The sequence below is a fragment of the Shewanella sp. ULN5 genome (assembly GCF_030731885.1).
GTDB classification, from domain to species: Bacteria; Pseudomonadota; Gammaproteobacteria; order Enterobacterales; family Shewanellaceae; genus Shewanella; species Shewanella holmiensis.
In genome coordinates this window covers 1-12,670 of record NZ_JAPJEE010000015.1, presented here as the reverse complement: position 1 = coordinate 12,670, position 12,670 = coordinate 1, and the positions used below count along the sequence as shown (strand labels likewise).

Sequence of the window (12,670 nt, the reverse complement as noted above, 5' to 3'; positions counted from 1 at the left end):
AATAGTTGCTCGATGTCACATTTTTTAGCGTGAGGTAGATCCCATTTTATTACTAATGAAAATGCTGATTTAGATAACGCTTTTATAGAGTCCTAGCTAAATAGTTAGCATACTCATAAAGGAGTGTTATTGGTCGTGATTAATACCCAGTTAGCTCCATATACCCTTTGCCAGAATGTGAGCCGCTGATTTTTATCGGCCCCTCCCAGTAAGTGGTGGATAAAGACATCTCGCTATTTGGGTTTAAGGCTTGGGTGGCAATATGAATGTTTTCACTGTGAATGTCGATTTTCCAGGCTGTTGGGTAGCGGGTGTTATTTTGGGTATGCCACGATATTGGCTGCATGACGATATCATCGGGGTGAGTCGCGCTGTTTATGTTGCGGCCAGTGCCGTCAGCGAACATCAATCTGGCACTATAAAAGCTATCTTGTGGATGTTGGCCTCTTAACCTGAACATCATTAACGTTTGTTGTGCATTGAGACGGATAGAAAACCAATCCCATCCTTGTTGGCTTTGGGTTAATAACTGTGAACTCCACTCCCTATCTAACCAGGCATCCCCTGATACGGACACTGTCTTACCTTTACGGGTGATTGTGCCCGTGACTTCAATATAAGGCTGGCTGTAATAATGCGAGGCTACCTGAGCATCAGCACTTTTTACGCTGAATCCTTGTTCGCCTTGCAACTGCCAGTGCGCCGTGTTGTTGAGTTCGAGTTGATACCCAAATTCAGACTCTTCAACACTCAAGATGGCTGGAAAGGGGTGTTGAGTTTCACTTTGCCAGCGCCAATTTTCTAGGTAAATTGAAAAGGGATCGGCACTGACATGGGCAAATTCAGGATGACTACGGGAAAACTTTTCCGCGCTATAATGTTTCGTTTCGGTTGTAAGCGCGGCGTGCGCCATAAACATCTGATTAGTCGCCCATGCCGATTTTGGGCTCGATTCTTGTGTGTCTGGAGGACTTAATGCGCTGCGAAATTGAGTCCATTGAATACCGACTTGCTCACCTTCTGAAGTGGTTAGATTGGCAGTGATATACCACCATTCGATCCGGTATCCTTCGTGGGGTAAATGATCTTTAGGAAACTCAATGCGATTATCTCTACTCACTTGATGGTATTGTAATAAAGCATCATCTGCGGCTAATAACTTACCCATCGAAATGCCAGAATTTTGCTTATCATTATGGTCATTTTTTTGCGCATTAGGTTGGCAACCACTCGTGCATAGCATCAAACCAAGCAGCGTCAAACCACAAAGTAATATCGTGCGTAAGCGGTTCATTATAATGACTCCTGTTGCAGGCTACTTATGAGTGGCTTACGTGTTTGCCAATATAAAGGTAACGCCACAGCAACCAGACAACTTATCATTGCGATTACGACAACGCGCCCATATGCAGGCCAGTCCCATAGCATGGCAATGGTCCAGCCAAAGGCCTGTAAGGTAACTTTGTTAATGAGTAAATAACCTAATATTGCTCCCATGGGCAGTGCAAGCAAGCAGGTAAATAATACAATTAACATCATCTGAGAGGTCACCATCACTCTGAGTTGTGTTCTACTCACTCCTAACGCATATAACCTTGCTAAAGGTGCAAGCCTTGCTTGAGTCAGCATAATACAAGCACTGAACAAGCCGATGGTTGCGACCATTAAGGTTAAGCTATTCAGTACGACGGTTATCGAAAAGGTTTTGGTGAACATTTTAATGGCTTCATCTTTAATGCCTTGTTGGCTATACATGTGAGCCGATGATAACCCTTGTTGGGTGATCAATTCCTGCTGTAGTGCTTCAATGTTACCCTGGTAATTAACCGCTAAACTGATGGGGTGGAGTGGCAATGCATGTTGTTGCCAAACACTCGGAGGAATGATGACTTCACCAACGGGGTTACCGTAATCGAAATAGATCCCACTAATGATGAATTCGGGTGTTGCTTGAGTCTGTATAGCTGCAGATGTTTTAGAAGACTGGTTATGTAGTTTGTCTATTTTAATTCTATCGCCCACATTGAGTTGGTACTTTATTGATAAAGGCTCGCTGATCAGTACCGTTTGCCCCTGTTGGAATTGTTGCCAGAATAATGCAGACGTTGTGCTGGGGGACTTAAATGCTGTGGTGTGTTTGATAGAGTAAATATCTCTGCTGACTAAGTTAATAGGTACCGATGATTGAGCTTTAATTTCAAGCTTGGCTTTGGTGATCCATTGCTGATATATCGCACTGACCTTAGGTTCGGCTTGCAGCCATGCATTCATTTCAGGGATAGCATTGGGATTAGGCTTGATATATAAATCAGCATGAAGCCTAGCATCTAACCACTGTTTTAGGGTGACTTCAAAGCTGCCCACTAAGGTGTTCATGGAGATGTTGGCACATAATGCTAACAATATTGCCATCATGGCTAAAGAAAGCGGGGCGATAATCTCTTTTGTTTCAGCAACCACGTAATACCAAATTCCTTTTGGCATTAAAGGTAATATTAGTTTTACACAGACATTGATAGTCATTGGTAAAAGTAATGGAATGGCAATCGTCACTAACCCGAGTAAAAGCAAACTGAGTTTATATTGGGTGGTAATACTAAACAGTACTGCAGTTGTCGCTAATATTAGGCAGGCCGCAAACGCTTGGCGTTTGAAAAGTTTTTCAAACGGCATTAACTGAGCCTGACGTTGTCCCCCCTGAGCCAGCGGAACCCGTGATAATTGCAATAATAATGGCCAACACGCGGCTAATGAGGCGAATAACGTTAGCCCCACCCCCTGAGCAAACCACTGCCACTGCCACAAACCGGGTAAGAGTTTAGCGCCGTATATTTGTGCTAATGTCATCGCAACCATGGGTTGTAACCATTGTGAGAGTTGCAGTCCCATAATAAAGCCAACAATGCTGCCAATAACAACCAGTAAGACGATTTCAATCACAAGTGCACAAAGTAAATTATGGCGGCCTATTCCCATCTGGAGCAATTGAATGAACAACTTTTGTCTCTTCATCAAACTGTAGCGTACCCCGTTATAGGCAATGAATAATCCCACAACAAAGGCAAGCATACTCATTGCATCTAAATTCAGATGAAAACTACTGGTCAGTGCGCTGAGCGACTCACCATCATCTTGACGATTTATGCTGATTTGGCGGCTATCCAGTTTGGCATCTTCGAGTGCATTAATGATGATGTTTGTTTGCGCTTCGATATCGACGACGTCGGTTTGTTTGGGAAAAAATACCGCGATATAACTTAACTGATCAGGCATTTGCAATAACTGCTGAGCAAATGAGATATCCGCTAACATGTTATTACCTAAGCCAATGCTTTCTTCTACTGCAATCAGCTCAAGCGGAATATCATTTAGTACTAATGGCCCTTTGGCCAATGCATTCACTCTATCAACCACACTAGCTGACATCATCACCGCAGCATGGCCGTTTAACAAGCGCTCCAGTGGTATTGATTTTGATGGGGGGGGCGACGTTGGAGAAGCTGTTTGGGGGGGAGATGTTGGCTTAATTGATACCGCAGCCATAATATCGCTGCCTGTGACTTTCCATGAACGTCCTTGGGGATCACTCACGATACCTTCTATGACGGCTAATGCCGGAATACCTGCACGGCGTAGGGCGAAATAAACACCTTCATCAATACTGGTTTGATCGTTATTACTGAGGTAAAAGCTCGCACGCTGGCTAAGTAATTCGGTGGCATTGCCGTAGCTTTGTTTAGCATTTTCATTGGTGGCTTTGACGCCTATTAACAGAGTGACGGCGAGAATGATGCCCAATAAAATGGCACTGGCTTGAATAGGCGCCTTAAGGTAATGACGACTGAAAACCCCTAAGCTGCGATATATAAGTGGCAATGAAAGTGTCATAGGTAATTACGCCGATGCATGAACATGGGTTTCAATAATATGCCCTTGTTGCAGATGCCAGCGAGTTTGCATAAAGGCGGCGCATTGATCACTGTGGGTAACCATTAGAATACACGTATTGGATTGTTTGGCTAAATCCGTTAACAGTGCCATTACCTGCATCCCTGCTTGCTCATCTAAATTACCTGTAGGTTCATCTGCTAACAGTAATTGCGGCTTGTGGGCGAGGGCTCTAGCAATGGCAACGCGTTGTTGCTGACCACCTGATAAAGTTTCTACAGGACGAGATAACAGCTCAACTATGCCTAATTGCTCACATAAATCATCACACCATGGGCTCCATGCTTGCTGATTTAATGACAAAGAAAAACTGATGTTATCTTTGACATTCAAAGGCGTGAGTAAATTAAATTGTTGAAATACGACGCCGAGTGACTGACGCCTAAATCGGCTCCAGTGTTGATCTTGCCATGGCGAGGTGTCATCTAAGTGGATTGAAGCGAGGGTATTTGTGGCTGATGGCAGTAATAGCTGACCAGAGTCTAAGTGTTCAAAACCGGCAATGATATTTAACAAAGTGCTTTTACCGCTGCCACTTGGGCCGGTTAAGGCGACAGTCTGTCCCTGATGCAAGCTTAAGCTGACATCATCAAGCACTTGATGAAATGTACTGCCATCTTTAAAGCCTTTGTTGATATTTTTCAGTGCAACAATAATGCTCATACTTGTCCTTGTTTATGTACGCCATTTAATGTCTTTTGTCCATTAAGGGTACGTCCGTTTAGCGGCGAGCGATCATTTAGTTTACCCCTGACTCAAACCAGCCGTGATATTGGTTTTCATTGGTTGTTATCGCCGCTTTGGCTCTATCGGGATAATTACTAAACACCCCATCAACGCCTATCGCTTGTAATGCGCGAATGTCATCAGGATTATCTACCGTATACACGTACACTTTAGCGCCACGCTGGTGGGCGTCATCAATCAGTGCCTGACTGATAAACCCCAAATCGATATGCAATGAATATGCTTTTAAATCGCTGACCGACTTTGCTAAATCAAGGGGGATGCCGCCCAGTAATGGGGCAACATAGGCGTGAGGCTTAGCCTGTTTAAGTTGGGCTAGATAGGGATGATTAAAAGAGCTAAAAAGCAACTGATCAGGGGTAAAGTTTAGCTGACTAATAACATCATCATACATGGCTAACATAGGCGCGACGGTGTTATCGCCTTTTAGTTCTATGTTGACGATACATTGACCGTTTATCAAGCTCAACACCTGCCACAACGTCGGGAACGGGTGTCCTTTTATGTTGATGTGTTGTAATTCAGCAAGCGTTTTTTGTTTGATTAAGCCGTTACCCGTCGATTTGCTTTCAAGACGGCGGTCATGAAATACAATCAATTGCCCTTCCACATTGTGGACATCAAGTTCCACCGCCTCGACGCCAAGGTCTAATGCAGCTTGCATGGAGGCTAATGTGTTTTCAGTTTGATAACCACTTGCGCCTCGATGGGCAAATATCAACATAGGTTAGCCTCAGTGTTATTGATTATGGTTTTGTAAAGACTGACTTATTTTCAGACGGTTTCTGATTAATATGTAAATCCATTTGTGGATAAGCTAATTCCACATGATTGTCTTTGAGCTTTTGCACTACTTGTTTATGCAATGAATGACGAAGTGGCCAGCGTGCATCCATATCTTTTGCATAGGTGCGCACTTCAAAGTTTAACGTGTGACTGCCAAAACCAGCAAACCAAACATCAGGTTCTGGTATTTTTAATGCAAATTCACATTCACTCACCACCTGACGTAATAGCATTTCAACTTTATTGGGGTCTGAATCTCTGGCTACGTTAACGGTGACAATGACGCGCGTAATGGGGTCAGACAATGACCAATTAACTAATTGTTCAGTAATAAAGGCTTTGTTGGGGACAATAATTTCTTTTCTATCCCAATCAACAATTGTCGTTGCTCGGATTTTAATTTTACTTACCGTGCCGCTTAAATCACGAATAGTGACGGTATCACCAATTCGAATCGGCTTTTCGAATAAGATGATTAAACCTGAGATAAAATTGGCGAAAATTTCTTGCAAGCCAAAACCTAAACCAACTGAAAGTGCGGCGACTAGCCATTGCAGTTTTGACCACTCCATACCTAAGGAGCCAAAACTTGCTAACGTACCAATAAACAGCACCAAGTAGCTGCTGACGGTGGTAATCGCAAATCCAGTTCCAGTCGATAAATCCAGACGCTGTAACAAGGTAAGCTCTAATAAACCGGGGAGGTTTCTGGATATCATTACCGATAAACCTATGATAATACTGCTGATACACAGTGACTTTAAGGTAATAGGTAAAAGTTGTTCAATACCATTTAAATTGGTTGTGGTGGTCCATAAGGTAATGCCATCTAAAAATGGCAGTAACGCGGTATGGGTTTGTGATAACCAGGCTAAAGTGGTGGCAAAAAAGGCCAAAATAAGCAGTGATCTTACCAAATCGAGTGATTGACTGGATATGGTTTCTAAGTCGACTACTGGCTCTTCAAAATTATCGAGAGATTCAATATCGTTAGCACCTTCTCTTTCTCTTAGGGCAATACGCTCTGCTCTTTTGGCTTTTGCTCGATCAAATGCGATCAGGCGGCGTTCAATGAGCATCCATCTTTTAATTAGTTGATACACCAATAAAAAACCGAAACCAAAAAGAAGCGATATTTGTAATTGGATCAGCATTTGGAACGCGGTGTAGTAATACCCTATCACCGAGAGCACGGCGCTGATGATTGGCGCTGAAAGCAATATAGTCCACATGATTTTTTGGAACATTTTCATGTTGAGGTTATCGAGTTTATCACTGCGATATTGTTGAATAGTACCCAGTAAAAACTTATACATTAACCATAATATGTAACAGAAAAAAATGAAGGCTCCGCGGCCAATGCTATTTCTAAACGTCGTATTATCAATCGCTTCTGTAAATCCCAAAATACCAATAACCGGCAATGAGAAAATCATCAAGGTTTGGAGTTTGTTATGGGAGTCTTGGATGAGATCTTTGGGGCGGCCAAAGTGGCTAATTAAGATGCCTTTATCTTGAGACAATATAAACGCAAATTGATAAATGAGGTAAACCACACCGATAGATAACACACCAGCACCGATGGCATGGGTAAAGTTATTCGATGAATCAAATAAAATGATCCCCGCCAGTAAGATGGGAAGCGGTTTAAATATGGAATAAATAAGTGTAAAAACTAAGGCTTTTACAGTGTATTTAAATTTATCCTGGGTCACATTACCGACATATTCACTATATCGATGCATGACTTGATTAAAATGGGGGGTTAATAAATCTTGTGCCATAAAACACAGGATGACAATGATAATCCACCATGCCCATGGATAGTCATAATTGTGCAAAGAATCGATTAACTGCTGCCATTGCGCATCTTGAAATAACCACAAGCCACTTTGTGTTAAATCCTTAAGCCATAAGGTGTTGATAGGTGCGGCATTGGGTACCCAGAATAATTGTTCATTTAGGGTGTTTTTGAGGGTCTCATGCAAAACAATATATTGGTCATAACTGATGTTCAGTTTCGCCAGCTCTGATAAGTAATGATCATAGCTTTCAATTAATTGGTCTATTAACGTTTGTTGTGATCGCAGTACGGCTATTTGTTCTTCACTCAGCATATTTGCAGCGCTGAGTTGTTGTGCATTAGCTGATTGCTGTTGCTCTAATTGGTAACGCTCAAAGCGACTATCTGTGATATCACTTTGTAATAGTTCCTGATTAGGAGGTTTAGGTAATGAATGTAATATTTCTAGAAATCGCTCACCAAAAGTCGCATTACTTTTTACCCACGTCAGTTGCTCCTGAACATTGGTTAATTGCAGTGCCAACCTTTGATAGCGTTTTTCCGTTTGTTCTTGTAAATCAATCGAGTTTGATATTTTACTGTTCAACGATATTAAACGTTCGCCGAGCTCTTGATTGTATGAGTGAATTTGCTGAGACAGTGGGTCTGAAAATTGCTGCTGCTCAATCAAGTTAACCGCTAGAGTAGAAGCCGTTTTTTGTTGACGATTTTCAATGTTGTGATGGTTTATTAGCTCAATGAGCCCTTCTTGTTGGTTAAGCTGCAAACGATTCAGTTGCTGACGTAAGCGGATAATTTCTGCTTGCTTTGGACTGGTATCTAATTCAGCTGTTAAACTGGCCTTTTGTTGAAGCAATAAACGGGTTTGAAGCTCATAGCGCTCGCCGACAGGTGTCTCCAGAGGAGGGGCTAGAGTTTTATTCTGTTGGCTGATTGCTGCTTCAATTTGAGTCAGCAAATTAGGGAGCAACCGTTGGCGAGCAATTAAGGCGTTGAGTTGTTCATTTAAGTCTGTATCGGTTTGTTTTAAGGCCGATAACGTTTGATATGCGGTTGATGTCTGCTCTGTAATACTGGTGTCTGTTTTTAATTTAGGAGCAATATTAGGGGCGTTAACCTGTCTTTCGAGTGCTCTTTTTTTACTAGCACTGTTTTTATCCATTTTTAAAAAATGCTGCTCTTCTGCCGAAGATTGACTGATGAGGTCCTTGAGTGTTGCTATCTGCGTATTGATATCTAACGCAGCAGGCTGGCTATTAGCTTGGTTCAAGCCAAAAGGTTTATTTAATTGCAACGGAGAATTCGCCCAGCTTAACGAGGTAAAGCCGAGGGTTAAAATGAAGATGAGCAATGTTTTAGTCAGACGTAACATAATAATAAGCTCTAAGAAAGACATGGGGATAGTAGCAAAGAACTATTGTTAGCGCTTATTTTTTTGATGACTTTGTTGTGTTTCAAATAAGGCTGTGGCGACGATAATGGCACCGCCAAATAAAGTTCTAGTACTCAATTGCTCATCAAGAATAATTAAGGCCAACATAGCACCATAAAAAGGTTGTAAGCATGACACTAATCCTACTGTTTTAGCACTTAAATAGCGTAATGCTGTAGTGAATAATGCATGTGGCGCTGCAGTAAACACAACCCCTAATAAAATAATTAATCCCACCGTTTGCTGATTTAAGTCTGCCAAGGTCACATCTTGCCAGGGGCTTAAAAATACGACGGCAACCAAGGTTTGATAAAACATGGCGTGAGGGCCGCTATAACCGGTGAAGTAGCGTTTATGCAGCAAATTACGTGCGGTAAATAACATTGCCGATATGACGCCAATGATAATACCTAAGGTAATATCGTTGTCGAGGTTGGGCTCGGGGATTAGCAGTATCACACCAACCAATACAGCCATACCTGATAAAACATCAACCACTTTTAATTGGGTTCGGTTTATGAAGGGTTCAATTAAGACTGTCATCACAGGATAAGTAAAAAAAGCGATCATCCCTATTGCAACAGAGGACAGTTGCATTGCGGCAAAGTAGGTGACCCAGTGGCAGCTAACTAATACGCCAAGCAAGATGGCAATGAAGTAATCATTTTTATGTCTTAGCGTTAGAGTTTGTTTACTGGCTTTGACTAATAATGCCAGCACTAACGCCGCAACCGCACAGCGCAAAAAAGTAATATTAAGTGCACTTAGCGGAATAAGCTTAGAGAATAACGCCGTACCACCAAACAGTAGTACGGCTAAATGGACTTCAATAAGACCTGAGCGAGGGTTAACAGTTGTCACATTAACACTGGTTATTTAAGGTTAATGTTTGCAAAAGCTTGACCCATACGCGTGGTCTCGCCTGGTTCAACACCATCAGCAAAGGTGTCAATTGCATCTTGAGCAAACAGCATAACAACCGTACTGCCTAACTTAAAACGCCCCATTTCAGCGCCTTTGTCTAATGTTAATGCTTCCGGTCCTGTTGTTGGGTAATCCCAGCTAAATACTTGCTTGCCACCCGGTGGCGTTACCGTTCCCGCCCATACCGTTTCAATACTGGCCACGATAGTTGCGCCAACTAGCACCATGGCTAATGGGCCTATTTCTGTTTCAAAAATGGCCACAACACGTTCATTACGAGCAAATAATCCTGGTACATTTTGTGCTGTTAGTGGGTTAACGGAAAATAAATCACCCGGTACATAGGTCATTTTAGATAGGGTGCCTTTTATCGGCATATGAATCCGATGGTAATCTTTAGGTGCAAGATAAATTGTGGCAAAGTCGCCACCATCAAAACGTTCAGCATCAGCTTTATCACCACCTAGCAAGGCTTGTGACGTGTAGCTATGTCCTTTAGCCTGAAAAATATTGCCAGCTTCAATAGGACCACATTGACTGACAGCACCATCAACGGGGTGTGCCATGATGCTTGCTTGCTGGTTTATTGGACGTAAACCTTGCTTTAATTCACGGGTGAAAAAAGCATTAAATGTATTGTAGGCTTCTGGCTCACTTTTAGCGGCTTCAGACATATCAATTTTGTATTGTTTGATAAACCATTTAATAAATGCAGTGGTTAATACACCGGCTTCAGCTGCTGCAAATTTACCTACTAAGCGTGATAAAAAGTGTTTTGGCATAATGTATTGCAACGCAATTTTTAATGAGTCCAATTGAATTCCCTTACTTTTTTATGTCGTTTTACCAAAATATTGGTTGTTGGATTATTTTATTATATTTATTAAGCAATGAGTCACATGATTCATTTAGATATCATCGATGGCTCGAAAATGTCGAGCATGGCGTTGCTCGTCAAGACTGGCAATAATACGGCTGTAATTATAAAACCTATCTTGGGCTATTTTGCCTTCTTTTAACGCTTCTTGCAGTGCGCAACCTGGGTCATCCCCATGTTTGCAGTCTCTGAATTTGCAGGTGCCTAAAAAGTCTCTAAACTCGATAAAGCACCAACCGACTCTTTGTGCATCTAAATGCCATAGGGCAAACTCACGTACACCCGGAGAATCAATTAAATCCCCACCGCTGGCAAAATGTAATAATTTAGCTGTGGTAGTGGTATGTTGGCCTAAACCTGAATTATCAGATACATCGCCAATTAATAAATCTGCTTCAGGCATTAATGCATTGATCACCGATGATTTACCAACACCAGATTGACCTGCAAATACACTGACTTTATCTTTCAGTAATGCTTTTAGATCGTCAATCCCTTCACCCGTGTGGCTACTGAGTTGATAAACTTGATAACCAATTTCACGATAACGATTAAGTGCCTGCTCAATTTCAGGACGATTATCATCGGTCAATAAATCAATTTTGTTTAGTACTATGACAGGTGCGATATCGGTATCTTCACAGGCAACTAAGTATCGGTCGATAATTTGAGTTGTGAAGCTAGGCAAAACCGATGACACAATTAGAATTTGGTCAATGTTGGCGGCAATAATTTTAACGCCATCATAGAGGTCAGGGCGTGTAAGAGATGATTTTCGAGGATGTACCGCCTCAACAATCCCGCCAATATTGGAGCCTGATTGTACTTCAGTAGCTAAACGGACGATAACATTGTCACCAGTAACCAAGCTGGTGACGGCGCGGCGAATATTACAACGGGTAATAGTGCCATCTTGGGTTTCAATGTCCGCATGTTGTCCAAAACGAGATATCACCACACCAGCTTGTTCTGGTGTAAGCAAATGATCTTGAAGGTCAGCATTATCGCTGGCGGAATCGGAGCGCTTTAATCGTTTTGATTGATTGGCACGCATGCGCCTTAATTGGCCTTGGCTTAGGGGTTTCTTTTTACTCACAGGCAGATCTTCATCAATAAAGGTATTTTTTTGTGTCTTAAAAGGATTATGATACACCCAATGAAATAAAAAAGCCTGAATTTAGGGCGATAGATAGAATAAGGCGAACAAATGGCTGCTGATGCGAAAAATTTGATATGGGTTGATCTTGAAATGACGGGGCTTGAACCTGAAGTGGATAGAATTATTGAGATTGCTACCTTAGTGACAGATCAAGATTTAAATATTATTGCTCAAGGACCTGTTTTAGCGATTCATCAAACCGATGCTGTTTTAGCGGGGATGGATGACTGGAATCAAAAGCATCATGGTGAGTCAGGTTTAATTGATCGCGTTAAGGCTAGTCAGGTTTCTGAACAAGATGCGATAGAGCAGACCATTGCATTTTTATCTCAATATGTTCCAAAGGGAGCTTCACCAATGTGCGGTAATAGCATTGGTCAAGATCGTCGCTTTTTGAATAAGTACATGCTTGAACTGGAAGATTATTTCCATTATCGCAATGTTGATGTAAGTACCATTAAAGAGTTAGTTCGCCGCTGGAGCCCGGCAACTATGGATGGCTTTACAAAGAAGAATGCTCATCAGGCGTTAGAAGACATCAAAGAATCGATTGCAGAATTGCAGTTTTATCGTAGCCAAGTATTTAAAATTTAAGCAAACGATTCAGTTTTTGTAAAAAGAGTGAAAAAAGGGGTTGCAGCATAGTAAATATTACCTATAATGCGGCCTCAACTTTCTACAGAGCACCAAACTCTGAACCATAGAAAGTAGAACAGAAATTTGAAAGTTTGCGACATTAGCTCAGTTGGAAGGTAGTAAGACGATACCTTTTAGATTGTTACTAGTTAAGCAACAATATGCGACATTAGCTCAGTTGGAAGGTAGAAAGACGATACCTTTTAGATTGATACTAGTTAAGCAACAATATGCGACATTAGCTCAGTTGGAAGATCGAAAGACGATACCTTTTAGCTTGTACTAGTTAAGCAACAATATGCGACATTAGCTCAGTTGGTAGAGCGATACCTTGCCAAGGTATAGGTCATCGGTTCG

General features: G+C 41.8%; 9 protein-coding genes. 1 reads left to right on the top strand and 8 read right to left on the bottom strand.

The window, feature by feature from the left end:
• Positions 1-139: 139 nt before the first annotated feature.
• The 8 genes from ORI98_RS13935 to rsgA form a co-directional block, all read right to left on the bottom strand.
• Positions 140-1,294 (bottom strand): lipocalin-like domain-containing protein, encoded by a 1,155-nt coding sequence (locus ORI98_RS13935; protein WP_306135611.1) that lies wholly within the window; start codon positions 1,292-1,294, stop codon positions 140-142.
• Positions 1,294-3,888, bottom strand: a complete 2,595-nt coding sequence (locus ORI98_RS13930; protein WP_306135609.1) for an ABC transporter permease — start codon at positions 3,886-3,888, stop codon at positions 1,294-1,296. Before ORI98_RS13930 ends, ORI98_RS13935 begins: the two co-directional genes overlap by 1 nt.
• Before the next feature lie 6 nt (positions 3,889-3,894).
• On the bottom strand, positions 3,895-4,611 hold the full coding sequence (locus ORI98_RS13925; RefSeq protein ID WP_261297174.1) for an ABC transporter ATP-binding protein: 717 nt from the start codon (positions 4,609-4,611) through the stop codon (positions 3,895-3,897).
• A 76-nt stretch (positions 4,612-4,687) separates the two neighbouring features.
• The gene (locus ORI98_RS13920; RefSeq protein ID WP_306135608.1) at positions 4,688-5,419 is read right to left on the bottom strand and encodes a glycerophosphodiester phosphodiesterase family protein; all 732 of its coding nucleotides are present in this window, start codon (positions 5,417-5,419) and stop codon (positions 4,688-4,690) included.
• 22 nt (positions 5,420-5,441) lie between these two features.
• Positions 5,442-8,657, bottom strand: coding sequence for a mechanosensitive ion channel domain-containing protein (locus tag ORI98_RS13915; RefSeq protein WP_306135607.1), 3,216 nt, complete (start codon positions 8,655-8,657; stop codon positions 5,442-5,444).
• Positions 8,658-8,705: 48 nt separating this feature from the next.
• A complete protein-coding gene (locus tag ORI98_RS13910) occupies positions 8,706-9,578 on the bottom strand; it encodes a DMT family transporter (RefSeq protein WP_261297171.1) in 873 nt (290 codons plus the stop codon).
• 11 nt (positions 9,579-9,589) lie between these two features.
• On the bottom strand, positions 9,590-10,456 hold the full coding sequence (asd, locus tag ORI98_RS13905; RefSeq protein ID WP_261297170.1) for an archaetidylserine decarboxylase: 867 nt from the start codon (positions 10,454-10,456) through the stop codon (positions 9,590-9,592).
• Positions 10,457-10,549: 93 nt separating this feature from the next.
• Positions 10,550-11,614 (bottom strand): small ribosomal subunit biogenesis GTPase RsgA, encoded by a 1,065-nt coding sequence (gene rsgA, locus ORI98_RS13900; protein WP_306135606.1) that lies wholly within the window; start codon positions 11,612-11,614, stop codon positions 10,550-10,552.
• 111 nt (positions 11,615-11,725) lie between these two features.
• Between rsgA and orn the strand changes: the two genes are divergently transcribed.
• Positions 11,726-12,271 carry an oligoribonuclease gene (orn, locus tag ORI98_RS13895; RefSeq protein ID WP_306135605.1) on the top strand — a complete coding sequence of 182 codons (546 nt, stop codon included), beginning with the start codon at positions 11,726-11,728 and terminating at the stop codon, positions 12,269-12,271.
• Positions 12,272-12,670: the final 399 nt, after the last annotated feature.